The organism is Halomonas sp. MCCC 1A13316, assembly GCF_014931605.1.
GTDB lineage: Bacteria > Pseudomonadota > Gammaproteobacteria > Pseudomonadales > Halomonadaceae > Halomonas.
Genome location: NZ_CP053382.1, coordinates 3,527,222 through 3,551,967 on the forward strand (window position 1 = coordinate 3,527,222; position 24,746 = coordinate 3,551,967).

The 24,746-nt window shown below is 63.9% G+C and carries 24 protein-coding genes; 12 read left to right on the forward strand and 12 right to left on the reverse strand.

The features are described from left to right. Nucleotides 1-25: 25 nt before the first annotated feature. The 5 genes from HNO52_RS16275 to HNO52_RS16295 all read right to left on the reverse strand — a co-directional run bounded on the left by HNO52_RS16275 (nt 26) and on the right by HNO52_RS16295 (nt 5,392). A complete protein-coding gene (locus HNO52_RS16275) occupies nt 26-793 on the reverse strand; it encodes a glutaredoxin family protein (protein WP_197566284.1) in 768 nt (255 codons plus the stop codon). Nucleotides 794-846: 53 nt separating this feature from the next. Continuing rightward, nucleotides 847-1,692 (reverse strand): carbohydrate ABC transporter permease, encoded by an 846-nt coding sequence (locus tag HNO52_RS16280; protein ID WP_197566285.1) that lies wholly within the window; start codon nt 1,690-1,692, stop codon nt 847-849. 28 nt (nt 1,693-1,720) lie between these two features. Beyond that, a complete protein-coding gene (locus tag HNO52_RS16285; RefSeq protein WP_197566286.1) occupies nt 1,721-2,608 on the reverse strand; it encodes a carbohydrate ABC transporter permease in 888 nt (295 codons plus the stop codon). 181 nt (nt 2,609-2,789) lie between these two features. Next, nucleotides 2,790-4,109, reverse strand: a complete 1,320-nt coding sequence (locus HNO52_RS16290) for an ABC transporter substrate-binding protein (protein WP_232090345.1) — start codon at nt 4,107-4,109, stop codon at nt 2,790-2,792. Next, complete coding sequence (locus HNO52_RS16295; protein WP_197566287.1) at nt 4,106-5,392, reverse strand: ABC transporter ATP-binding protein; 1,287 nt, start codon at nt 5,390-5,392, stop codon at nt 4,106-4,108. Before HNO52_RS16295 ends, HNO52_RS16290 begins: the two co-directional genes overlap by 4 nt. A gap of 205 nt (nt 5,393-5,597) precedes the next feature. Between HNO52_RS16295 and HNO52_RS16300 the strand changes: the two genes are divergently transcribed. The 3 genes from HNO52_RS16300 (at nt 5,598) to HNO52_RS16310 (ending at nt 8,754) form a co-directional block, all read left to right on the forward strand. Further along, on the forward strand, nt 5,598-7,166 hold the full coding sequence (locus HNO52_RS16300) for a bifunctional GNAT family N-acetyltransferase/carbon-nitrogen hydrolase family protein (RefSeq protein WP_197566288.1): 1,569 nt from the start codon (nt 5,598-5,600) through the stop codon (nt 7,164-7,166). 3 nt (nt 7,167-7,169) lie between these two features. Then, nucleotides 7,170-7,979 (forward strand): M90 family metallopeptidase, encoded by an 810-nt coding sequence (locus HNO52_RS16305; protein WP_197566289.1) that lies wholly within the window; start codon nt 7,170-7,172, stop codon nt 7,977-7,979. Between the two features lie 91 nt (nt 7,980-8,070). Next, a complete protein-coding gene (locus tag HNO52_RS16310; RefSeq protein ID WP_197566290.1) occupies nt 8,071-8,754 on the forward strand; it encodes a TVP38/TMEM64 family protein in 684 nt (227 codons plus the stop codon). 4 nt (nt 8,755-8,758) lie between these two features. On the opposite strand, the gene HNO52_RS16315 is transcribed toward HNO52_RS16310, so the two are convergent. Continuing rightward, nucleotides 8,759-10,084, reverse strand: coding sequence for a glycosyltransferase (locus tag HNO52_RS16315; protein ID WP_197566291.1), 1,326 nt, complete (start codon nt 10,082-10,084; stop codon nt 8,759-8,761). After that, entirely contained in the window at nt 10,081-11,043 is a 963-nt protein-coding gene (locus HNO52_RS16320) for a LysR family transcriptional regulator (protein WP_197566292.1), read from the reverse strand. Before HNO52_RS16320 ends, HNO52_RS16315 begins: the two co-directional genes overlap by 4 nt. Before the next feature lie 116 nt (nt 11,044-11,159). On the opposite strand from HNO52_RS16320, the gene HNO52_RS16325 reads away from it, so the two are divergent. Beyond that, nucleotides 11,160-12,233, forward strand: coding sequence for a tartrate dehydrogenase (locus tag HNO52_RS16325; protein ID WP_197566293.1), 1,074 nt, complete (start codon nt 11,160-11,162; stop codon nt 12,231-12,233). A 91-nt stretch (nt 12,234-12,324) separates the two neighbouring features. Here HNO52_RS16325 and HNO52_RS16330 read toward each other — a convergent pair whose 3' ends face one another. Both HNO52_RS16330 and HNO52_RS16335 read right to left on the reverse strand, forming a co-directional pair. Next, entirely contained in the window at nt 12,325-12,957 is a 633-nt protein-coding gene (locus HNO52_RS16330) for a cytochrome b/b6 domain-containing protein (protein ID WP_197566294.1), read from the reverse strand. Nucleotide 12,958: 1 nt separating this feature from the next. After that, on the reverse strand, nt 12,959-14,512 hold the full coding sequence (locus tag HNO52_RS16335) for a tetrathionate reductase family octaheme c-type cytochrome (protein ID WP_197566295.1): 1,554 nt from the start codon (nt 14,510-14,512) through the stop codon (nt 12,959-12,961). A 310-nt stretch (nt 14,513-14,822) separates the two neighbouring features. Between HNO52_RS16335 and HNO52_RS16340 the strand changes: the two genes are divergently transcribed. Next, nucleotides 14,823-15,614: a PRC-barrel domain-containing protein gene (locus HNO52_RS16340; protein WP_197566296.1), complete on the forward strand. Its 792-nt coding sequence runs from the start codon at nt 14,823-14,825 to the stop codon at nt 15,612-15,614. A 104-nt stretch (nt 15,615-15,718) separates the two neighbouring features. On the opposite strand, the gene wrbA is transcribed toward HNO52_RS16340, so the two are convergent. Together wrbA and HNO52_RS16350 are read right to left on the reverse strand one after the other, a co-directional pair. Continuing rightward, on the reverse strand, nt 15,719-16,315 hold the full coding sequence (gene wrbA / locus HNO52_RS16345) for an NAD(P)H:quinone oxidoreductase (protein WP_197566297.1): 597 nt from the start codon (nt 16,313-16,315) through the stop codon (nt 15,719-15,721). A gap of 114 nt (nt 16,316-16,429) precedes the next feature. Further along, entirely contained in the window at nt 16,430-17,332 is a 903-nt protein-coding gene (locus HNO52_RS16350) for a class I SAM-dependent methyltransferase (protein WP_197566298.1), read from the reverse strand. A gap of 195 nt (nt 17,333-17,527) precedes the next feature. Between HNO52_RS16350 and HNO52_RS16355 the strand changes: the two genes are divergently transcribed. The 7 genes from HNO52_RS16355 to iadA all read left to right on the forward strand — a co-directional run bounded on the left by HNO52_RS16355 (nt 17,528) and on the right by iadA (nt 24,201). Next, the gene (locus HNO52_RS16355) at nt 17,528-18,514 is read left to right on the forward strand and encodes a succinylglutamate desuccinylase (RefSeq protein ID WP_197566299.1); all 987 of its coding nucleotides are present in this window, start codon (nt 17,528-17,530) and stop codon (nt 18,512-18,514) included. Nucleotides 18,515-18,754: 240 nt separating this feature from the next. Further along, nucleotides 18,755-19,525, forward strand: a complete 771-nt coding sequence (locus tag HNO52_RS16360; protein ID WP_197566300.1) for an ABC transporter ATP-binding protein — start codon at nt 18,755-18,757, stop codon at nt 19,523-19,525. Between the two features lie 10 nt (nt 19,526-19,535). Continuing rightward, nucleotides 19,536-20,237 carry an ABC transporter permease gene (locus HNO52_RS16365; RefSeq protein ID WP_197566301.1) on the forward strand — a complete coding sequence of 234 codons (702 nt, stop codon included), beginning with the start codon at nt 19,536-19,538 and terminating at the stop codon, nt 20,235-20,237. 1 nt (nt 20,238) lies between these two features. Beyond that, entirely contained in the window at nt 20,239-20,973 is a 735-nt protein-coding gene (locus tag HNO52_RS16370) for an ABC transporter permease (RefSeq protein ID WP_197566302.1), read from the forward strand. 120 nt (nt 20,974-21,093) lie between these two features. Beyond that, on the forward strand, nt 21,094-21,858 hold the full coding sequence (locus HNO52_RS16375; protein WP_197566303.1) for a transporter substrate-binding domain-containing protein: 765 nt from the start codon (nt 21,094-21,096) through the stop codon (nt 21,856-21,858). A 343-nt stretch (nt 21,859-22,201) separates the two neighbouring features. After that, on the forward strand, nt 22,202-22,987 hold the full coding sequence (locus tag HNO52_RS16380) for a transporter substrate-binding domain-containing protein (RefSeq protein ID WP_197566304.1): 786 nt from the start codon (nt 22,202-22,204) through the stop codon (nt 22,985-22,987). Between the two features lie 65 nt (nt 22,988-23,052). After that, a complete protein-coding gene (gene iadA / locus HNO52_RS16385) occupies nt 23,053-24,201 on the forward strand; it encodes a beta-aspartyl-peptidase (RefSeq protein WP_197566305.1) in 1,149 nt (382 codons plus the stop codon). Nucleotides 24,202-24,216: 15 nt separating this feature from the next. Here the strand turns inward: iadA and cadR are convergent, their stop codons facing one another. Further along, on the reverse strand, nt 24,217-24,672 hold the full coding sequence (cadR, locus tag HNO52_RS16390) for a Cd(II)/Pb(II)-responsive transcriptional regulator (RefSeq protein WP_197566306.1): 456 nt from the start codon (nt 24,670-24,672) through the stop codon (nt 24,217-24,219). Nucleotides 24,673-24,746: the final 74 nt, after the last annotated feature.

The following is a 24,746-nucleotide window of genomic DNA, read 5'->3' on the forward strand; positions in this document are numbered from 1 at the left end:
GAAGAGTCGACACCCAGGCACAGCGCTATAGCACGTACATGCGCAGCGGCATCCAGATGCCCATGCCGACCATGATCAGGTTCTCGGTCAACGAGACGAAGCCCAACGGTACTTGGCTGTCACCGCCGACGCAGGCGCACTTGAGTTCGCGCTTGTCGATATAAACTGCCTTGAACACCGAGACGGCGCCCACCGTACCGATGAACAGCGCCACGGGTGCGGCCAGCCAGACCAGGGCACCGCCCAGCATCAGGATCCCCGCCAGCGTCTCGGCATAGGGATAGACATAGCCATAGCGCACCTGGCGCTGAGCCAGCAGATCGTAGTTGAGGAACATGGTGCTGAAGCTCTCCACGTCCTTGAGCTTCTGCAGCCCCAGCAAGGCCATGGCGATGGCCACGAAGTACTCCGGCATCCTCGCGCTCATCAGCGAGCCGGTCGCGGTCCAGCTTACGGCAAGCCCCATCAGCAGCGCCGTGGCAAACAGCGCGATCACCGGCTGGTAGGTGGTCTCATCCTCTCCCGGCGAGTCCAGGCCAAAATGCTCTCGCAGCTCGTCATAACCGCCGATGCGCTGGCCGTCGATGAAGGCCTGAGGTGTCGTATCGACGTCATGCTTCTCCTTGAATTCCTCCGCCTCCTCGCGCGTGGTCAGGTGGTGATCCTCGACTTCGAACCCCTGGCGCTCCAGCAGGTCCTTGCTCTTCAGGCCGAAGGGGCACAGGTGCTCTTCCATGACCATGCGATAGAGCTGGGCCTGCTTGTCCCGTCCTGCCGTCTGTCCATGAGCCATGACATCTCTCCTTGGGTCATGCATTCACCCCAAGGGTAGTCAATCGGCCTCTATCAGCGAATTCCCGCCCTGAGGAACGATTGCACGAACTGGCGCTGGAACAGCAGGAAGGCGACCAGCAGCGGCGCGATGCTGAGCAGCGTGGCGGCACTGACGGTGGCCCAGTTGACGCCGGTTTCCGGCGCCGAGAAGATGCCCAGCCCCACGGTAAGCGGGCGGCTCTCCACCGAGTTGGTCACCACCAGCGGCCACAGGAAGTTATTCCAGTGGTGGCTGATCGAGACCAGGCCGTAGGCCAGGTAGGTGGGCTTGGCCAAGGGCACGTAGACCTTGAGCAGGATCGCCATCCAGCCCAAGCCCTCCACTCTGGCGGCCTCCTCCAGTTCACGCGGAATGGTCTTGAAGGTCTGTCGCAACAGGAAGATGCCGAAGGCGCTGGCGACGTACGGCAGCCCGATGCCGGTGATGGTGTCGACCAGCCCCAGGCCACTGGCGATGCGGTAGTTCTCGACGATCAGCACCTCGGGAAAGACGAACAGCTGGATCAGCACCAGCATGAACAGGAAATCCCTGCCGGGAATAGGGAAGCGGGCAAAGGCGAACCCCGCCAGGGTGCAGACCACGAACTGCGCCAGCACCACGCCGGTGACCAGCAGGAAGGTGTTGAGGTAATAGCGAGCAAACGGCGCCTGGGCCCAGGCGTCGGCGAAGTTCTCCAGCGTCAGCGGGGCGAGCAGGTCGAAGCGCACCATGTAGGCCGATGGATGAAAGGCGGCCCAGATCGCGTAAAGCAGTGGAAAGATCCAGACGATAGCCAGCAGCCAGGCAGCGACCGTCTCGAGGCTCGGCACCCGGATCACGAATCGCTTGACGGCAGCGAGAGTGCTGGCCTGGTTCATGGCCTTGAGTCCTTCATTGCTCGTGTCTTCATTGATAGTGCGTCCTGCGGTCGAGCACGGTGAACTTGAGCGTGGCCACCACTGCCAGCACCAGCAGGATCACCACCGTGATGGTGGCAGCGTAGGTGCGGTCGAAGAACGAGAAGGCGTTCTCGTAGACGTAGTAGAGCAGCAGGTTGGTGGCGTTGTTGGGCCCGCCCTTGGTCAGGATGAAAAGATGGTCGACCACCCGCACGGCATTGATCAGCGCATTGATCAGCACGAACAGCGTGGTCGGCATCAGCAGCGGGAAGGTCACCCGCCAGAAGAAGCTCCAGCGACTGGTGCCCTCCAGGTCCGAGGCCTCCTTCAGTTCCGGCGGGATGCTCTGCAGCGCCGCCAGGTAGAAGATCATGAAGAAGCCGGCCTCCTTCCAAACGGTCATCACGATCACCGAAGTCAGCGCCATGCCGGGGTCGCCAAGCCAATTGACGCCGGAGAGCCCCAGCGCGCCGAGCAGCTTGTTGAACAGGCCGATCTGCGGCGCGTAGAAGAACATCCAGATGTTGGCCGCGGCGATCATCGGCAGGATGGTCGGCGTGAAGTAGGCCATGCGCACGAAGCCGCGCCCCGGCAGGCGGGCGTTGACGAACAGCGCCATGCCCAGCGCCAGGGCAATGGAGGTAGGGATGGTGCCCAGGGCGTAAATCAGGTTGTTGCGCGCCACCTTCCAGAAGGTGACGTCCTCGACCAGCATGGCGTAGTTCTCCAGCCCGACGAACTCCGGCGGCGCACCGCGAAAGCCGGGCAGGAAGAAACTGTTGATCAGCGTGGCCACGGTGGGCAGATAGGCGAAGGTGCCGAGCAGCACCGCCGCCGGCAGCAGCAATAGCGCGCCGTAGATCTGCATGCGTCGGTCGGCGTTTTGAATCACCATGGCATGTCCTGTCTGGAGCTACCCGGGGCAAGGGCCCGGAGTGCCGTACCATCGATGAGGCGCTGTGAATCCTTCCCTGGACGCTACATTCGACTTCCCTGTCGAATGACCTCCTCTTCGGCCTTACCACCGACTCCCTGCCTGCGTCGGTTCGAATTCTCGACGTTACGTCTTTCGAGCCTCAACGGGAGCGCGCGTAGCGACGCAGCGCTGCATCCGCCTCGGCTTGAGCCTGCTTGAGGGCCTCCTCGGGCGACATCTGGCCGGTCAGCGCCGCCTGCACGGCATTGTCCAGCGCTCGCCGTACGCGCCCGCCCTGGTAGGTGGCCAGCTCCGCCGTGGCGTGCTCGAGCTGGTCGCGGGCCACCGCGGCCGGCGGAAACTCCTCGACATAGCTCTGCAGCGCCTGGGTCTCGTAGGCCGCCGGGCTCACCCCCATGTAGCCGGTCTCGATCGACCAGGCCGCGGCACGCTCGGGTGCCGTCATCCAGCGGATGAAGGTCAAGGCGGCGTGCTGCTCCTCCTCGCTACTGCCCTTGAACAGGTAGAAGTTGCCGCCGCCGGTGGGGCTGCCGCGCTGCTCCTTCATCGGCAGCATGGCCACGCCGAAGTCGAAGGAGGCGTCGTTGCGCACCGCGGTGAGGTTACCGGTGCTGTGCCACATCATGGCGGTCGACTCTTCCAGGAAGTTCTGGCGCAGGGTGCCCCACTCGATGGTGCCGTCGGGCATCGCCTCGTGCTCCTCGGCCAGTGATACCCAGTACTCCAGCGCCTCGATGGCGGCGGGGTCGTCGAAGTAGACCTCGGTGCCCTCTTCGTTCATCAGCCGGTGGCCGTCCTGGAAGGCGAAAGCCTGGAACATCCAATAGGGATAGCCGGTGGAGGGCACCATCACGCCCCACTGCTCGCCGCCGCTGGCTTCACGTACCGCAGCGGCCATCTCGGCCATTTCCTCCCAGGTCTCGGGCGGCGTCTCGGGGTCGAGCCCAGCGGCCTCGAAGGCGTCCTTGTTCCAGTAAAGCACGATGGTCGAGCGCTGGAAGGGAATGCCGTAGGTCTGGCCGTCGATCCTGCCGTTCTCCATCAGCCCCGGATAGAAACTGTCGAGCCACTCGCGCTCCTCCTCGCTCTCGACCACCTCGTCGAAGGCGATGATGGCGTCCTGCTCGAGCAGGTCGAACAGATCGATGGAGAACAGCACCGAGAGTTGCGGCGCCTCGCCCGCTTCGATGGCCGACATCGCCCGCACCCGGGTGTCGTCGTAGTTGCCGGCGTAGATGGCATCCACCGAGATGTCCGGGTGCTCGTTCTCGAACTCGGCTACCAGGCCATCGATCACATCGGTCAGGGCACCGCCCACCGCCACCGGGTAGTACATGGTCAGCTCGGTCTGGGCCTGGGCGTTCAGCGAGCCGGCGGCCAGCAGGCCAGCCAGGGCCGCGGCCCCCATTCGGCTGCGCTTTGCGAGGCTGTCTTTTACGAGCGAAAAGCGTGCGTTCATCGGTTCACTCCTGGAGAGTCGTTCCCTGCATGGTTGGACGAGGCCTGGGCCTCGCTGTCTTGCCCTGCGGAAGCCGCCGTACCCGGCAGCGGAGAGTATGGCGAGTGCGGCTCGAAGCGATGCCGACCTGGCGGTGCAGCGAGATCGTGCCCCGTGATCGCCAGGCGCCGGCCGTCATCCCCGGCAAAGAAGTGGGCCGCCTCGCGCCGCCACTGCAGCCGACAGGCAGTGCCGGCCGCCATTGCCGGCTTGCCTTCGAGGCGTGCGCGCAGCTGCTGGCTGCCGACCTGCAGCCGCACGATGCTGTCGGCTCCCAGGTACTCGGCGTCGATCACCTTGGCGGGTACGCCGGAGGCTTCGGCCGGCAGCAGGCGGATGTCCTCGGGACGAACGCCGAACCAGTGTCCCTTGGCCTCATGTGCCGCCACGCTGCAGTGCGGCTCGCCTTCGATGACCGCGCCGTCGGCTGCGGCGGCAAGCGGCACCAGATTCATCGCCGGGCTGCCGATGAAGCCGGCGGCAAAGGCCGTTGCCGGGCGGTCATAGAGTTCGTCGGGGGTGCCATCCTGCACGACGCGCCCATCCTGCATCAGGATCACCCGGTCGCCCATGCTCATCGCCTCGACCTGATCGTGGGTGACGTAGATCACCGTCATGCCGAGACGCTGCTGCAGCGCCTTTATCTCACGGCGCATCTCGCCGCGCAGGCGCGCATCGAGGTTGGACAGCGGCTCGTCCATCAGGCAGATGGGGTGTTCGGAAATGATCGACCGGGCCAGGGCGACCCGCTGGCGTTGGCCACCCGACAGCTGGGCCGGCTTGCGTTCGAGATAGGCTTCGAGATCGACCAGCTCGGCGACCCGCGCCAGCCGTTCTTGGCGCTCGGCCTTGGGCACCTTGCGGCTGCGCAACCCGAAGACGATATTGTCGGCCACGCTCAAGTGAGGAAACAGCGCGTAGGACTGGAACACCATGCTCAGCCCCCGGTCGCCCGGCGGCAGGTGAGTGACGTCGCGCTCGCCGATATGTATGCGCCCGGCGCTGGCCTGCTCGAGGCCGGCAATCATGCGCAGCGTGGTCGACTTGCCGCAGCCCGAAGGGCCGAGCAGGATGACGAACTCGCCCGGCGCCACGTCGAAGCCGATGCCGTCGACGGCGGTGGTGTCGCCCCAGCGCTTGCTCACGGCCTCGAGCCGAATGCGCTGACGCTCCCTCGAGCCGGGCTGCGAGATGGTAGGCTGGCTGAGCGGATTCTTGGTCTGATGATTGTTGTCTGGGTTCATGCTGCGTCCGCGTTGCCGGTGAAGGCATGGCATGGCTGTCATCGTCTCTCCCGAACTCAGCGTAGCCGCTTATGCATCGTTTTGCGGCAATGGTGAAGCGTTTCGGTGACAGAGTAGTGACACAAGGCCACTGTCCGGCTACGGTCGGGCCAGCGCTCAGCGCATGGTAGAATGTGCCTTCCACCCTGATCAGGAACCGAGCGCAATGTCCCTTGACGACCTGCACCTCAACCTCCGCAACCTGACACAGGACGATTACCCGCAGCTCAAGAAGCTGATGGATGCCGTCTACGACGACATCGGCGGCGCTTGGCCGCAGCACACCATTGATCGGCTGATCCAGGAATTCCCCGACGGCCAGATCGCCATCGAGGACGACGAGCGGCTGGTAGGCGTGGCGCTGACAGTGCGGGTCGATTACGACGAGTTCTCCAACCCGCACAAGTACGACGACCTGGTAGGCAATCGCGAGATCATCCTCAACGATCCCGAAGGCGACGCCATGTACGGGCTGGACGTGCTGATCCACCCCGACTATCGCGGCTACCGCCTGGGGCGGCGCCTCTACGAGGCGCGCAAGGAACTGTGCCGCTCGCTCAATCTACGGGCGATTCTCGCCGGCGGGCGCATCCCCAACTATCACGAATATCCGGACCTCAGCCCCACCGAGTACATCGAACGGGTAGCGCGCAAGGAGGTCCACGACCCGATCCTCTCGTTCCAGTTGGCCAACGACTTCCAGGTAAAGCGGCTGCTGCGCAAGTACCTGCCGGAGGACGAAAAATCTCAGGGCTACGCCACCCTGCTGGAGTGGAACAACATTCTCTATGAACCCGCCGAGCGGGTGCTGGAGAACCGCCCCACCCAGGTACGCATCGGCGCCGTGCAGTGGCAGATGCGCGAGTGCGCCTCGGTGGAGTCGGTGCTGCAGCAGGTGGAGTACTTCGTCGACGCCATCTCCAGCTACCAGAGCGATTTCGCCGTCTTCCCGGAGCTGTTCAACGCGCCGCTGATGGGGCTGCAGGACCGTGCCACCCAGCAGGACCAGATCGCCGCCATCCGCTACCTGGCAGGCTTTACCGAGCAGTTCAAGAACGAGCTGTCACGCATGGCGGTGTCCTACAACATCAATATCATCGCCGGTTCGATGATCGAGGAGCATGAGGACGGCCGGCTCTACAACGTCAGCTACCTGTGCCACCGCGACGGCGACGTGGAGCACCAGTCGAAGCTGCACATCACGCCCCAGGAGCGTCGCGAATGGGTGATCGAAGGCGGCGACGAGCTGCGCGTGTTCGATACCGATGCCGGGCGTGTCGGCATCCTGATCTGCTATGACGTGGAGTTCCCAGAACTCGGCCGGCTGCTGGCCGACCAGGACATGGACATTCTCTTCGTGCCCTTCTGGACCGATACCAAGAACGGTTACCTGCGGGTGCGCCACTGCGCCCAGGCGCGGGCCATCGAGAACGAGTGCTATGTGGTGCTGTGCGGCAGCGTGGGCAACGTGCCGTCGATTCGCAACCTCGACATCCAGTACGCCCAATCGGCAGTGTTCTCGCCCTCGGATTTCGCCTTCCCACACGATGCAGTGCTCTCTGAAACCACGCCCAATACCGAAATGGTGATCTTCTCCGACCTCGACCTCACCCGCCTCACCGTAGTGCGTGCCGAGGGCTCGGTGACCAATCTCAAGGATCGGCGCAAGGATCTGTTCGATCTGCGCTGGCGCGACTGGTCATGGAAGTCAGGCGCCCGGCAGGAAGAGGGCTGAAGCATGCTTGACCGCCTGCGCCGCTGGCGGGCCGAGCGCTTCGAGGCCCGCCATCCCTTTCCCGAATCGGCCTGGGCCGAGGCACGTTCGAGGTTGCCGCTGCTGGCCTTTCTCGACGAACAGGAGGCGCAGCGGCTGGGGCGGCGCGCCTGGCGCTTCCTGCACGCAAAGCGCATGAGCCTGCACCCGGAGCTGACCCAGAGCACACCCTTCGACCAACCTGCCCAACTGGCACTGGCCGCCCAGGCCTGCCTGCTGACGCTGGGCTGGTCCGAGGACGACCACGATGAAGCCTTCTCGGGCTTCCACGAGATCCTGATCCTGCCGGAGGCCTTTCACCGCCAAGTGGAGGAGATGGATGAGTTCGGCGTGGTGCACGCCTACGAGGACGAACGTGCCGGCGAAACCTCGCATCAGGGCCCGGTGGTGGTGGCCTTTCCCGACTTGATGGAAAGCGGCGATTTCAGCGGCTTCAACGTGGTGATCCACGAGCTCGCCCACAAGCTAGACATGGGCAACTCGCTCGATGTCGACGGTTTTCCGCCGCTACCGCGCGATATCGGTCCCAAGGAGTGGCATCGCGTATTCACCGCGGTGTGGGACGACCTGCAGGCGCACCTGGAACGCGGCGACACGCCTCCCATCGACGACTACGCCGCCACCCACCCCGGCGAGTGCTTCGCCGTCTGCTGCGAATACTTCTTCACCGCCCCCGACGCGCTCGATGCTGCTTACCCGGACCTTTATGCGCTGCTAACACGTTATTTCGGCCAGCAGCCGCTACAGCGCCTGCCCGAGCGACAGCACATCTAAACGCAGCAACCGTTGGAAAAGCGCCCGAGAGCCAGCATCCAGCGGTCTCTTTGTTCTATGATGAAGCTTTTCGAGGCGTCGGAAACCCGCTATGTCGCGCAAGATTGCCCTGTTGCTGATCGCCCTCGCCTTGCTGGCTTCCCTCGGCCTGTTGTGGCAGTGGCTGGCGGCGCGCGACCTGCTCGATGCCAATACGTTGTACGCGCTGATGCAGGGCTCGCTGTCATGGCGCGACTCGCCGTGGGCGGGCGCGATAGTGGTCGGGGCCTATCTGGTCGCTTCACTGACCCTGTTCCCGATGAGCGTGCTGGTGGTTCTCGCTGGCCTGCTGTTCGGCCCCGTATGGGGCTTCATCTACTCCTTCGTTGGGACCCTGGCCGGCTCCGTCGTGACCTACTGGCTGGGGCGAAGGCTGGGACGTGACGCTCTGATGCGCCATGGCGGCACCCGCCTTCAAGGCCTGTCGCGCTATCTGGCCGGACGCGGCATTCGCACCATGACGCTGGTCAGCCTGCTGCCGCTTGCGCCCTTCACGCTGACCAACATGATGGCCGGTGCCTTTCACATACGCTTTCGCGACTATATGCTGGGAACGGTCATCGGGCTGACCCCGGGGCTTGCGGCCATCATTCTGCTCGGCAGTCAGCTCGGCTCGCTGTTGACAGCCGAGAATCGCCAGGAGCTGGTCTGGTCCGTGGGAGGCATCGCCGCCGGAATCGCCCTGCTCTACGCCCTCAAGCGCTGGGCCGACTGGCGCCGCAAGCGCCGCGCCTGATGGCTCACTTGGGCGGCAGTTCCGATTCCCCTTCGCGACGTCCCGGCCACCAGCTCGGACGCTCCTGGTCCCACTCCTCCTGCACGAGGTGCTTAAGCAGCCGCCCGCGGTGACGCAGCATGCGCCACTCGGCACCGAGCCGAGCCCGTACCCGCTCCCAACCTCCCTCGTCCGCATGCGTATAGGGCCCGCCCGCGGCGATGGCACGGCGATAGACAGCCAGGCAGCGCGCGGCGCAGCGCGCTTCGTCCACCTGCTCCGCCATCCTGCGCGCCGCGACAGACATGGGCAGGCGCCGCTCGGCATCGCTCAGCGCAACCAGTGCCTGCGCCATGACCTCGGCGTTGTCCCGGGCCAGCAGGCGGCCGTTGCGTTTATCGACGACCATTTCCCGGATACCGGGCGCATCGACGGCGACCACGGGCAGCCCGGTGGCCATCGCTTCGGCAATGACCATGCCCTGCGTCTCACTGTGCGATGCGAAGGCGAAGACGTCCATGGCGTGATAGGCGTCGACCAGCGCCGGTCCCTGCAGGTTGCCAGTGAAGTGCACGCGGTCGGCAATGCGCTGACGCTTGGCCATGTCATACATGGCCGCCTGGGCATCGCCACTGCCGACCACCAGGAAATGCGCCCTCGGTAGGCGCTTCAGGGCGCTTGCCACGGCCTCCATCAAGAACAGCAGGTTCTTCTCCCGAGCCAGCCGCCCCAGGTGACCGATGACATAGGCGTCACGCGGAATGCCGAACCGATCGCGCCAGGCCTCAGCGTCTCCCGTAGCGAAGCGGGCGACATCGACGCCGCTGGGGACAACCGAGATCGAAGTATTGGCACCGCGCTCGAGCAGCAGATGACGAATGCTTTCGCTGGGTGCAATCAGCTCGTCGCACATATGTGAATACTGCGTGGCCAGCGCCTTGGCGAAGCGCTGCATCATCGGGGAGTTCCCCGGCACGTAATGGGTGTAGTACTCGTAGAGGGTATGCTGGGTAAAAATCAGCGGCAGACCATAGGTATCGGCCACCCGAGCCGCCGTATCGCCCAGCAGGAAGGGGTGGTGGGAATGCACCACATCGGGGTCGAACGCCTCGACCGCCTCGATCAATTGGCCGGGGATCGGCACCGGTAGCGAAAAGTCACTGCCGTTGAAATGCTGTACGGCCACCACCCGCACGACGCCGTCTTCCCTGTGCGGCTGCCCTTCGAGACGTGGCGCCACCACCAGGACGTCATGCCCCGCCAACTGCAACTGCGTCTTGAGACGCTGCACCGATTCACTGACCCCGCCCACGATGGGCGCATAGGTATTGGTGAACATGAGAACGTTCAAGGGAGACGGTCTCCTCCATCAGGGGGCCGGTTGGCCTGTTCCAGACGCCCCGGCACGGGTACCCGCCGAGGCATCTCCTGCTCAAGATAGGCAACGAAAGCGCGGATGCGTGCCGGTACGTGGCGCCGCTGCTGGTAGACGGCATGGAAATCGGCACGCACGCCCTGCCACTCGGGCAACAGTTCGACCAGTTTCCCGCATTCCAGTTGCCGGTGGATGTCCCACCAGGAGCGCAGCACGATACCATGGCCGTCGAGCGCCCACTGCACGATCGCCTCGCCATCGTTGCTGGTCAGCGGACCGGACACCTTCATCGCCTGTTCGGCCTTCCTGCCGTCACGCCGGCACAGGCGCCACACGGCGTAGTCGCTCTCGTTCTCGCGCAGCACCAGGCAGGCGTGGGCAGCAAGATCGGCCGGCTCAGCGAGCGGCGCCATGCACGCCACGTAATCGGGCGAGGCACACAGCACACGACGGTTGGCGAGGATGCGCCGGGCCACCAGACGCGAATCGGGCGGCTCGCCCACGCGAACGCCGACATCGAAGCCCTGCTCGCCAAGACTCAGCGGGTAATTGGAAAGCTCTAGCACGGCCTCGACGCCGGGATGACGGGCACAGAACGCCGAGAGCAGCGGCGCCACGTGGCGCCGGCCGAAGCCGAAGGTGGCATTCACCCTGAGCGGACCCGACAACGCCGCCTGCTGCACGCCCAGCGCCTCCTCCAGCTCGGCGAGCTCCTCGAGAATGGCCGCACCCCGCGCCAGGTAGCGCTCGCCTTCGGCGGTCAGCGACAACCGTCGCGTGGTACGGCTGGCAAGCTCCACGCCCAGGCGCGCTTCGAGCTGCTTGAGACGCTTGCTCACCGCCGATAGCGACAGGCCCAGTTCACGCGCCGTGGCCGTCAGGCTTCCGGCCCGGGCCAACTGCTGGAAGAAGCCAAGATCGTCGAGCTGGGCCATGCCATTCTCCACTCTCGTTCAACAATACCTTTCCATTCAGCCCGATTATCTCGACAAAGCCAAGAGCTAGACTGGGGGCAGCTCGACACCTGACTCAACCATCCGAGGAACCGACCATGACCCATCGTATCGCTGTCATTCCCGGTGACGGCATCGGCAACGAAGTGATGCCGGAAGGCCTGCGCGTTCTGGAAGCCGCTGCCAAGCGCTTCGATATCGACCTGGAGCTGACTCACTTCGACTTCGCCTGCTGCGACTATTACGAAAAGCACGGCAAGATGATGCCCGACGACTGGTTCGAGCAGCTCAAGGACTTCGATGCGATCTTCTACGGCGCCGTGGGCTGGCCCGAGAGAGTGCCGGATCATGTCTCGCTGTGGGGGTCGCTGCTGCAATTCCGCCGTCAGTTCGACCAGTACATCAACCTGCGACCGTGCAAGCTGCTGCCCGGCATCAAGAGCCCGCTGGCCGACCGCAAGCCCGGAGACATCGACTTCTATGTGGTACGCGAGAATACCGAGGGCGAGTACTCGAGCGTCGGCGGCAAGATGTTCGAGGGCACCGAGCGCGAGGTTGTCATCCAGGAGACGGTGATGACTCGCTACGGCACCGACCGGGTGCTGAAGTTCGCCTTCGAGCTGGCCCAGAGCCGGCCGCGGAAGAAGCTCACCTCGGCCACCAAGTCCAACGGCATCGCCATCACCATGCCGTGGTGGGACGAGCGAGTCGTGGCCATGTCGGACCATTACCCCGAGGTCAGCGTCGACAAGTTCCACATCGATATCCTTACCGCCAACTTCGTCATGCATCCCGACTGGTTCGACGTAGTGGTGGCAAGCAACCTGTTCGGCGACATTCTCTCCGACCTGGGCCCGGCCTGCACCGGCACCATCGGTGTGGCGCCTTCGGCCAACATCAACCCGGAGGGTACCTTCCCCAGCCTGTTCGAACCGGTTCACGGCAGCGCCCCGGACATCGCCGGCAAGGGCATCGCCAACCCCATCGGCCAGATCTGGTCCGGCGCCATGATGCTCGAGCACCTGGGCCACGCCGACGCCGCCAAGGCGATCGTCGATGCCTTCGAGGCGGTGCTGACCGAGGCCGATCAGGCCGTGCTGACCCCGGACATTCGGGGGCTAGGAAATACCGCGACACTGGGCCGGGCCATTGCAGCACGCCTCGAGGGCTGAAACACTCTCCCGAGTCTCTCACCGTAGAAAGAGCGGTCACCGCCAAGGCGGTGGCCGCTCTGCCGTGCAAGGATTATACAGCGCACGGTAGTCAGGGCGCCCGTGGCGGATGCTTGACCTGGCCCACGTCGTTTACCTCCTCCCAGCCGGTTACCATTGCCTTGATATGGGCCATGGGCGTATGGCCGGCGGTGGCGAGGTAGACGTGGATGATCAGGAAGGCCAGCATCAGGAAGGCACCCAGGACGTGCAGACCGGCTACCTGCTCCAGGCCGAGGAAGGCCGGCACGCTGTCACGTACACTCCCCCAGAACAGATAAAGCAGCCCCGAGACCCATATGAGCGGATTGATCACCAACTTGACGCCCAGATAGGCCAGGCGCTGAAGCGGATTGTGCTTGCGCTCTACTGTCACCTTGTAAGGATGGGGGGCGCCAGTGAAGATGCCGTAGGCGTAGTAGCGCACCATGGCGTCGATTTTCGTCAGGGTCGGAATGTAGTGCTTCCACTGACCGGTGGTGAAGTGCCAGAAAATGGCGAACACCCACAGGCCGATCAGCAGCCAGGCCGCCGTCTCATGCAGCCGTACCGCCGGACCGAAGGGGATCAGCGAATGGACACCGCGAATGGCAAAGCCGCTGAACAGCAGGACGATCACCAGCATCGCCTGGGACCAGTGCCAGAAGCGCTCGAAGCGAGTGAAGAGGTAGATGCGCTGGCTCATCTCAATGCTCCTTGCGACGGTTGCGGTTGGCATAACGCAGGGCGCCATGACCAAGGACTCCCAAGAGCATCAGACCGGCCAAGCCGAAACCGAAGCGGTCGAGCAGTTGGTGGCGGTCTCGCCCCGGCAACCAGACGCCTTCCACGCCCGCGAGACGCCCCTCCTCGACGTGACAGCTACCGCACTTCAGGGCCTGTTCGCTTGGCGCCACCATATGCGTAATGGGCCACAGCATTGCCGTATCGACGAAGTCGTACTCGCCGCTGAAGGGTTGGCCCGAGATTCCGGTACCCACCGCCAGTGCCTTGTCCCAATCAAAGTTGTACCAGAAGGCGGTGTCGTTCGGGATGGCTATCTGGGGGCGCAGCAGAGTCCGGTGGACGGTGTCATAGGGCTGCCTGCCCAGCGCTCGCTTGACCGGCCAGATGCGGGCATCTTCGGCCCCTGGGGTCCCATGATAGGTGTTGACCAGTACTCGCTCTGACGGATCGATGACGGTCTCGGCGGTGACGAAGGTGGTTGTCCCGTCCCACCACAGGTACTCAGGCACCACGTCCTCACCCAGCACGAAGTCCCCCTTCCTGCTGTCATAGATCGCGTGGCCGTTGTCGTCCTTGCGCTGGATCGGGCTCCCCGACTCATCGAGTTCTCCGGCAGTGGACCAGTCCCAGGCCATCTTGGTGGGTATTCCACCGCGGGCAAACGCCGGGATATGGCAGGTCTGGCAGGCCAGAGTGCGGGTATGCGCGTTCAGCCGCTCGGCCATGGCGCCGGCCTCATGGGGCGTATCGCCATGGCAGGCCTGGCAGGTGGCCGGGTTGCGCTCCTCCTGGCTGCCACGAATCATGGCCGCCTGGGCGTCCACGGCCGTGCCCTGGATACGGCTGCCGGGCACTTCGTGGCTCTCGGTCTGATGGCAACTGCTGCAGCTGAAGTCCAGCCCGTCGACGGCCATGTGAACGTCCAGGTCGCGGTGCGCGTTCACCAGTGAGGAGTCCAGGTCGCCGTGCTTCACGCCGTCTCCGCCGCCGCCGTAGAAGTGGCAGCTGCCGCAAGTCTCCCGAGAGGTGCTGCCCACGTGGCGCGCCGCCTGGGTCAGGTCGGTCAGCGCCTCGTTGGGCCAGCCGGCCCAGCCGCCCTTCTTCACGTAGTCTCCGGTGTTGTGGCAGGCCAGGCAGTCGACACGGCTCTGGTCGCTGAAGTCGAAGGTGTCATCCTCCCAGCCATAACCCACATGGCAGGACTGGCAGAAGCCTTCGTTGGACAGGTCGGCAATGCAGAAGGTATTGAGCATGGTGCGCTTGCCGAGTCGCTCACCGCCGTGGGGATTCTCGTAATCCCAGGTCCAGTGGCGGGTTGCCATCACCTGTTTCGAAGCCTCGGTATGGCATCCCAGGCAGGCCTCGGTCACCTGATCGGCACTCGCGAAAGGTCCCTGCAGCTCCGCGAATTGCGTGTGGTCCGCGGTGCTGGCATGAGCCGCAGGGAGCAATGTCAGCCACCCCATGATCGCCGCCAGTGCCCACCAGCCGGCCCGCTGCTTGCGCTTGATCATTTCCCGCTCCCCGATCACGCTACCCGTCAGGGCGACCGCTTCGCGCCTGCCTGTCGTTAAGCATGGCTATACCGCAAAACTTCGGGATGATCCGGGTCAAGGAAGCCTCGAAAAGGACCCTTTCGGCTTAACGCTGCTGCAGTGACAGACCGGGTGGTGGGTGACAGGCGATAGGAGCAAAGCTTCCCACGAGTTACTGTCTGATGAGTTTACGTTATTCTCCGTAAACATCCGCCCATATTGTCGATTCCTCGTCTAGCCTGATCATTGCAAGCCCACAGGGCAAGCCAATGGAATAAGGAGGAACGGCATGAAAAGGACAGCAATTGCCATTGCGGTAGGTGCACTGAGCGCTGGTCTGAGTCACGGGCTTCTTGCACAGGAGTCTCAGGATGAGGAGACCCAGCCGCTGAACGAGCAGCAGATGCAGGATCAGAGCAGCCAGACTCAGTCCGGTAGCGGTTCTGCAGAAATCAATGTCGAGGAAGAACCTGCCGACGTGAACGTCGATCAGGAGCCGGCTGAGGTGAAGGTCGAGCAACAGCCGCCGGATGTGACTGTCGAGCAGAATCCGCCAGAGGTCACTATCGAGCAGAAGGATCCGAACGTCAGCGTGGATCAGGCCGAGCCCGAGGTTACGGTCGAGAAGAAGGGCGAGGCCAACGTGGAGGTTCAGGAGGCTGAAGACGCCGAGGCCAAGCTGAAAGACTCCGACGAGGAACAGAAGAAACAGGACCAGCAGTCCCAGGAGCAGCAGAACTCCGAACAAAGCTCGCAGGAAAACGACCTGATGAGCATGGAGGTCAGCGAGCTCCAAGGTAAGGCCGTCTATAGCCAAGAGGATGAAAAGAAAATCGGTGACGTCGAGCGCGTCGTTCGCGACACCGAGAGCAACGAAGCCTTCGTCGTCATTTCCGAAGGCGGCTTCCTCGGTTTCGGTGAGGACGAGATGGGCTATTCGGTAGACGAACTGGAGATCCGCAACGAGAACGAGCTGGCGGTACAGTCCGGCGACAGCGGTGAGTCCGGCGACTACGGTAGCGACCAGTACGAGGAAATCGACGGCAACCAGACCTTGCAGGAAGCCACGCAGAGCAACTAAGCATCAGGTCTGGCGCATGAACCGAAGGTCATGCCAGGGAGGCGCGGCTCTGCCGCGCCTCCCTTCTTGTTGCAGGGGGTATGGCTGCGCCAGTCTCGCCTGACTCAGGCAGCCAGCTTCCCGGCCACCTCGGCCACGCTCCTGCCCTGCATCCTGGCCAGCTCCAGCTCATGCTCGGTCGGTTGGCGCGACCCGTCAGGCCCGGCAAGCGTCGACGCCCCATAGGGCGAGCCGCCTTGCACGCTGGAGATATCGAACTGGGACTCGAGCCCATAGCCGATCGGCAGGATCAGCATGCCGTGATGCGCCAGTGTGGTCCACGAGGTCAAGATAGTGGTCTCGTTGCCGCCGCCAGTGCCGGTCGAGGTGAACACGCTGCCTACCTTGCCACGCAACGCACCCTTGGCCCACAGGCTGCCGGTCTGGTCCAGGAAGGTACGCATCTGCCCGGTCATGTTGCCGTAGCGCGTGGGTGTTCCGAAGATTAATGCATCGTAGTCGGCCAGTTCCTGAGGCTTGGCCTCCGGGGTGTCGAAAGTCTTGCCGCCGGCCTTGGCATAGGTCTCCGGATCCATGGTCTCGGGTACGCGCTTGACTTCGACTTCTGCTCCCTCCACTTGGCGTACGCCTTCGGCCACGGCCTTGGCCATGGTGTCGATATGGCCATGCATGGAGTGGTAGAGCACGAGTACCTTGGTCATCTTGCGCCTCCTTTCGTGGTTGCCGTCCAAACGCCGGTTTAGCCGGCGAGTGCCTACAGCATAGAAAGGAACGGGATGAAGAAAAGCGAAGCATTTCGTCTAGCCGATTCGATTTTATCGCTGCCCGCGCTGCCAGCTGCCGGCAAGTACCCGCACCTTATCGGCCACCAGATTGTCGCGCAGGTTGCGTCCCATCCGGGCAAACTCGCTGCCGAAGATCAACCCTGGTCCCGGTAGCGAGCCTGCCTCCCGCGCCGCCTCGTCAGCACCGCTCTCTCGCCGGCTATGCTCCTGCCGCCAGGCCAGGGCCGCATCGGTGACGTCCTCCACCCCGAGCGGCTCGAAGCCGGCCAGCGCCATGACACGCTCGAGCTGATCCCGGCTTCGCAGGTGGCTGGTGGCCTGTTCACGCGCCCAAGGCACCGGCAATGCCAATGGCTCGTGGTTGTCGCCAGCCACCAGTTCGTGCAGCAGCACGCGGCCCTCCGACACCAGCAGGCGCTGCCACTCGGCCAGCACCCGCGGCACGTGCGGCATGTTCATCAGCGCATGCTGACACCACACCACCTCGAGGCTGCCCGCCGCCAGTGGCACATCGGCGGCATCGGCGCACACGAAGCGCGTATGGTCAGCCAGCCCGGTGGCCAAACTGAGCCAATTCGCCACTTCGATGAAGGCTGGCGTGATGTCGACCCCGACCACGTCACAGCCATACTCGGCGGCCAGCAATCGGCTGGCGCCACCGGTACCGCAGCCGACGTCGAGAACTCGCTCACCGCCTCGCAGCTCGCCCAGTGCCGCCAGGGCACGGCTGGCACGGCGACCGCCGAGATGCAGCTGATCGACCCCCGCCACGTCGTCGAGGCTCAGTCGATAGGGATCGGATCCCGCTGCCCTGAACGCCTCCTGCAGCCTCGCCAGCAGGGTCTCGCCCTGGCTTGCGGTAGCGGCCTCGTAGTGCGCATTGAGCCGGTCGAGGTAATCGTCAAAACCTGGCTCATCTCGATCGTTGGGCATGGTGGATCCTCGCGCTAGAAAGAAGCCAGCTTAGCCTTCGCCCGGCCCCGCCCCCATTGGCCAAAGGTCGGCTCGCCCAGTTTCAATATCGCACCCGGGCTTTCACCAGCCCGACGCGCGATCTTGCGATATGGCCTCGCGCACAGGATGGTGGCGATGGTCTCACATCGTACTCACAACCGACCCGGACATCCCATGCTGTCGGAATGGATCGAACTCAGCCTGGAAGACGCCACGCCTCAGTCACGTAGCGGCAAGCTTCCCGGCGGCACCTATACCCTGCACGCAGCAGGCATTCTCGAACTGACACCCGCAGTGCGCCGCGACGATGCGCATGCCAGCGTGATCTCGGTGGGCATCCACGGCAACGAGACCGCCCCCATCGAACTGCTCGGTGAGTGTTTGGCACGCCTCGAAGCGGGGCTGCTGACGCTGGGCGCACCGGTACTGGTGATTCTGGGCAACCTCGAGGCGATCCGGCGCGCCGAGCGCTATGTGAACACCAATCTCAACCGCCTGTTCCGCCGCGATCTCGTTGAAACCGGTATGGAGCCGGATCGCGCCCGCCGGTTGATGCACGCCGTGGATGCCTTCTTCGCCCGTTATCCAGGGCTCGAACGCCTTCACTACGACCTGCATACGGCGATTCGAGACAGCCGCTACCCGCGCTTCGTGGTCGAACCCTACGCCGACGCCGCGACACATCATGAACAGTGGCGCTGGCTGGCGGCGGCGGGTATCCAGGCAGTGCTGCACCAACATCAGCACAGCTGGACCTTCTCCCACTACTCCAAGCATTATCATCAGGCGCAGGCCTTCACCCTGGAACTGGGACGCGCCCTGCCCTTCGGCCACAACGACCTCGCTCCCCTGGCGCCCATGGCACGCCTGCTGGAGTCACTGCTCGAAGGGCGCGAACCGGCAGGCGACGCCCCTGAACGCATGGTGTTCTTCCGCGTATACCACGAGCTGATGCGTCACTCCGATGACTTCCGCCTGTGCTTCGCCGACGACACGCCGAACTTCACTGAATTCAAGCCCGGCGCGCGGCTCGCCGAAGATGCCGAGGCCGGCCCCTTCATCGTCGGCAAGGAGCCGCTCAGCGTGGTGTTTCCCAATGCCGCGGTAGAGCGCGGCGCGCGCGCGGCGCTGCTGGCCCGTCCCGCAGCACCTCCCGGCTGAAGCTTGCGATAGAAAAGCCTGAAGAAAACCGAACTTTCAGCACAAGATGTCGCTTTAAAACAATAACCAGGAGTTTTTTCATGCCACTTACCTTCCGCCTTATCGACCATCGTCCCACGGCACGAACCTCAGTTCGCTCTGACCAAAGCGTCAAGGCCTGTTAGAATCGCCCCTTTTTTCGCGCCTGCCCGCTTAACCGGCCGTCGCCTTGGCGACTCGTCCCGATCTGGAGCCCGACCCATGGCCGATACCCCGATTCCCCTCGAAGTACGCAACATCAAGAAACGCTTCGGGGATACCGAAGTCCTCAAGGGCCTTTCACTAAAGGCTCACAAGGGCGACGTCATCACCCTGATCGGAGCCTCCGGCTCCGGCAAGAGTACTTTCCTGCGCTGCATGAACCTGCTCGAGCAGCCCGACGAGGGCGACCTCATCGTTCACGGCGAGGAGATCCGCTTCAAGCAGACTCGACACGGCCGCGAGCCGGCGGACTGGAAGCAAGTGGTCAATATGCGCGCCAAGCTGTCGATGGTGTTCCAAAGCTTCAATCTGTGGGCGCACATGACACTGCTGGAGAACATCATCGAGGCGCCGATTCACGTGCTCGGCAAGTCGAAGAAAGAAGCCGTCGAGCATGCCCGTGCCCTGCTCGAGCGAGTCGGCCTGACCGCACGCGCCGATGCCTACCCGGCGCAGATGTCCGGCGGTCAACAACAGCGCGGCGCCATTGCCCGGGCGCTGGCCATGGACCCCGAAGTCATGCTGTTCGACGAGCCCACCTCGGCGCTCGATCCAGAGTTGGTCGGCGACGTGCTGAAGGTCATGCGTGACCTGGCCGAAGAAGGCCGCACCATGGTCGTGGTGACCCATGAGATGGGCTTCGCCCGGGACGTCTCGAGCCAGGTCATCTACCTGCATCAGGGCGTGATCGAGGAAGCCGGGCCGCCCCAGGATGTACTGGTCAACCCCACCTCGCCGCGGCTTCAGCAGTTCCTGGCGCCGAAGTACTGAGGGAGACACCATGCTCGATCTTCACGGCTACGGCCCCCGCCTGCTCGAAGGCGCTGGCGTGACCCTGCAACTGGCGGTGCTGTCGCTGGCGCTGGCCGTCCTGCTCGGCCTGCTGACCGCCAGCGCCAAGATGTCGCGCAGTTGGCTACTGCATCGTACGGCCACGCTCTACACCACACTGATCCGCGGTGTGCCCGACCTGGTGCTGATGATGCTGCTGTTCTTCGGCGGCCAGATTGGGCTGAACATGCTCACCGACAAGCTCTACGATCAGTTCGGCGTAGACTGGTTCATCAACCTCAACGCCTTCATTGCCGGTGTGATCACCATCGGTTTCATCTTCGGCGCTTACATGGGCGAGACCTTCCGCGGCGCTTTCATGGCGGTGGATGAAGGTCAGGTCGAAGCGGCCAAGGCCTACGGCATGGGTTCGTGGCTGGTATTTCGGCGCATCCGCTTCCCGCTGATGATGCGTCACGCGCTGCCGGGGCTGTCCAACAACTGGATGGTGCTGCTCAAGACCACCGCGCTGGTCTCGGTGATCGGGCTCACCGACATGGTGCGCGTCGCCGCCGAGGCCTCCCGCGCCACCCACGAGCCGTTCACCTTCCTGATTCCCGTGGCAGTCATTTACCTGCTGATCGCCAGCGTGTCGGAGTGGATCTTCGCCCGCCTGCAGAAGCGCTACAACGTCGGCTTCGGGGAGCACTGAGATGGAACAATTGAATCAATGGCTCGCGAGCCTGTTGGAAGGCAACGTCATCTTCACGCCGCAGACGCTGGCCTACTACTGGGGCGGACTGGTCACCACTGCACAGCTGGTGTTCGTGTCGTTACTGATCGGCCTGGTACTGGCGGTTCCGCTGGCAATCCTGCGCGGCTCGAAGCATCGCTGGATCAAGCTGCCGGTCTACTTCTATACCTATGTGTTTCGCGGTACGCCGCTGCTGGTCCAGCTCTACATCATCTACTACGGCGTGGTATTCGTAGATGGCATCCAGGAGAGCTTCCTGTGGCCCGTGCTGAAGGAAGCCTTCTATCCGGCGCTGATCGCCTTCACGCTCAACACCGCCGCCTACACCACCGAGATCTTCCACGGCGCGATCAAGGCCACCTCGCGCGGCGAGATCGAGGCGGCCCGTGCCTACGGTATGTCGTCGGGGCTGACGATGCGACGCATCATCCTGCCCAGCGCCTTCCGCCGCGCCCTGCCGGCCTACGGCAACGAGGTGATCTTCATGCTGCACGCCAGCGCCATTGCCAGCGTGGTCACGCTGATGGATATTACCGGGGCGGCTCGCTTCGTCTATGCGCGCTACTATGCGCCTTTCGAGGCGTTCATTTTTGCCGCGCTGATTTATCTCTGCCTGACTTTCATGATTCTCTATCTATTCCGCTATCTCGAGAAGCGGCTTCTGGCACACCTGAAGCCACTGAGCGGGAACTGAGCAACGTCAAACAGGCGTTGGAAAAACCGCGCTCGGGGACTTTCGGCCCCGACGCGGCTGCGCTAAATTCAGGCGCGACGTCACCTGATCGGTGCACGAACGAAAACAAGGAACCGAACGATGAAAAAACTGCTGACTGTATCCCTGCTGGGCGTCGCCATCGCCGCCGGAACCGCCCAGGCCCGTGACTACGATCACGTCCGCTTCGGCGTCGACGTGCCCTACGAGCCGATGGAGTACCGTACGCCCGAAGGCGAACTGACCGGTTTCGACATCGAACTGGGCAACGCCCTGTGCGAAGAGATCGGCGTGACCTGCGAATGGATCGAACAGGAGTGGGACGGCATCATCCCCGGCCTGCTGTCGCGCAAGTACGACGCCATCATGTCGTCGATGACCATCAACGACGAACGCCGCGCTACCGTACTGTTCTCCGATCCGTACATCACGCCCCCTTCCGCCTGGTTCGCTCCTGAAGAAGCCGACCTCAGCGAGCCCAGCACCGAAGCGCTCGATGGCATGACCATCGGTGTGCAGCGCGGTACCCTGCAGGACAACTATGTCACCGACCACTACGGCGACGTGGCCGACATCAGCCGATACTCCACCGCCGACGACATGGTGCTGGACATGGAAGCCGAACGTCTGGACATCGTGTTCCTCGACTTCCCGGTGGGCAAGTCCACGCTGCTCGAAAGTGACGAGCGGTCCTACAAGGTCGTGGGCGAAATGATCACCGAGCCCAAGGAGTACTTCGGCGACGGCTTCGGCATCGCCTTCCGTCCGCGTGACGAGGCACTGGCCGAGCGCTTCAACGAGGCCTTGGCCACGCTGAAGGAAGACGGCACCTACGATGAAATCTTCCAGCGCTATTTCGAACAGTAAGCTCGCGTTTCTCCTCTCCCCGGCAAGGCCGGGGAGGGGTTGACAGCCAGGCCGAGCTGCACGACAGTCGACCTGTCAAACCTATCGCATCGGGACCCCGTCCATGATCGATTCCGCCTACCGCATTCGCCAATCGCTCGAGGCCTATCGCTGTTTCTTCAGCAGCTTCTACCTCAGCGAGTGGTTCGACGAATAAGCCCTTCCTGCGGCCTTCCTGGCCGTATCGGCACACCCGTGCCATCCGTTGCATCTCGGTCACCAGACCGCTGATTGCACAGCCGTCGCCCGTGCTCGGCAATCCCAGCAATACACCACAATAAACGCCTTCCCGGGAGGAAGCCTCATGCGTCATATCAATCTGTTCCTGGCCGCCGGCTTGGCCGCCAGCCTGTTCACCGGTGTCGCTCAGGCCCGCGACAGCGACGAAATTCGCCTCGGTGTCGATGTTCCCTACGAGCCCTTCATGTACCGCACTCCGGACGGAGAATTGACCGGCTTCGAGATCGAGCTGGGCAACGCCGTGTGCGACTACCTCGAAGCCAACTGCACCTGGGTGGAGCAGGACTGGGACGGCATCATCCCCGGCCTGCTGGCGCGCAAGTACGACGCCATCATGTCGTCGATGGCGATCACCGAGGAACGCGCCCAGCAGGTGCTGTTTTCAGAGCCCTACTACACCACGCCGAGTGCCTGGGTCACCGCCAACGAGCGTGACATCGACATCGAGGACCGAGAGAGCCTTGAGGGCATGGTGGTCGGCGTGCAGCGCGCCACGCTGCAGGACAACTACGTCTCCGAGCTCTACGGCGATGTCGTGGAGATACGCCGCTACACCAGCGCCGACAACGTGGTCACCGATCTGCGTGCCGGCCGCCTCGACCTCACCTTCATGGACTATCCGGTAGCCGAATCGACCATCGCCATCGACACCAAAGGCAGCGACTTCCAGCGTATCAGCGGCTTCATCAAGGAGCCCCAGCACATCTTCGGCCAGGGCGTGGGCGTGGCCTTCCGCAAGCGCGACCGCGAACTCGCCGAGCGCTTCAACGAGGCCTTGGCGGCGCTCAAGGAGAACGGCGCCTATGACGCGCTGATGGAGAAGTACTTCAATTACGATATCAAGTTGTAACCCGGCTTGAGCCAACCCCGCGAACGCCGGTGTCAGCCGGCGTTCGCCTTTCCTGAGGAGCCAGAATGCTGACCCTGCTGAAGAATGCCCGCCTCTACGCTCCCCGTGCCATGGGGTTGTGCCACCTATTGATCGCCGATCGACGGATCGCCGCGGTGGTACCTGCCGACCAGGCACTACCCGCCGTGGGGCAAGCCATCACGGAGATCGACCTGGAGGGACGGCGCGTTATCCCCGGCCTGGTGGACCCGCTGGTTCATTTCATTGGCGGCGGCGGCGAGGGCGGCTTCGGCACGCGTACCGCCGAGCTGACGCTGGAGGCCGCGCTGGCCTCGGGCGTGACTACCCTGGTCGGCGCACTGGGCACTGACGCCCTGACCCGCACCCCGGCCAACCTGCTGGGCAAGGCGCGCGAACTGGCCGCGGGCGGCCTGACCACCTACTGCTATACCGGTTCCTACCAGCTACCGCCGGTGACGCTGACCGGCTCGGTGGGCAGCGACATTCTCTTCATTCCCGAATTCATCGGCGTGGGCGAGGTGGCGATCAGCGATCACCGCGGCTCGCAGCCCTCTGCCTTCGAGCTGGCTCGCCTGGCCTCGGAGGCCCGCACCGCCGGCATGCTGGCAGGCAAGTCCGGCATCGTCTTCATCCATACCGGCGACGCTCCTACCCGCCTGGAGCCGCTACGCGAGGCAGCCCGCGACAGCGCCATTCCCCTTGCGCAGTTCCTGCCCACTCACATCAACCGCACTCCGGAGCTGTTCGAGGACGGCCTGCGGTTCGCCAGAGAAGGCGGACGCATCGACTTCACCACCAGCACCACGCCGAAGTTGCTGGCGGGCGGCGAAGTGGCCGCCGCCGAGGCCGTGGCACGCGCCCTGCACGCCCGCGTCGAGCCATCGCGAATCACCTTGTCATCGGACGCCAACGCCTCGCTGCCCCGCTTCGATGCACAGCGCCGCTTTATCGGCCTCGAGCCCGGCCGACTGGCCAGCCTGTTCGGAGTCGTGGGGGAATGCGCCGAGGTTCACGGCATCGCCCTGGAAGAGGCGATCAGCGTCGCCAGCACCTACGCCGCCGACGCGCTCGGCCTCTCCGCCAAGGGCCGACTCGACCCCGGCTGCGATGCCGACCTGCTGGTGCTTGCCGAAGGCGAGTGGGACATCGACGAGGTCTGGGCACTGGGCCGGCGGGTGTATCGCAGAGATTGAGGAAACAAACCAGGTTCAGTGACCATGCGGCCCCGGTACGTGGCTGGTTTCGAAAGCCTCGGCTGGAAGCTCATGCGGCGTGGGCTGAGCCAGCTCCTGCAGGATGCCGCAGTGGCTGGAATCGGTCACACCGTTGCAGCGCGAGCGCAGCGTCACCAATGCCTGGCGCAGAGCCTGCAACTGCTCGATGCGGGTCTCGACGTGAGCCAGGTGGTCGTCGATCAGCCCGTTCACGGCATTGCAGGGCTGGCGCGGGTGATCGTGGTAGTCGAGCAGGGTACGGATCTCGTCCAGGGTCATGTCCAGCGTGCGGCAGTGGCGGATGAAGCGCAGCCGCTCGGCGTGGGGCTCAGCGTACAGCCGATAGTTGGCGCTGCTGCGGCCAGGCTCGGGCAAAAGCCCTTCGCGTTCGTAGTAGCGGATGGTTTCCACCGGGCAGCCCGTGCGGGTGGCCAGTTCACCGATTTTCATGAACACCTCACAAGTCGCTTGACCCTGTAGTGGCTACAGGGTGTCTCATCAAGGTAGACCAATGACACGGAGTT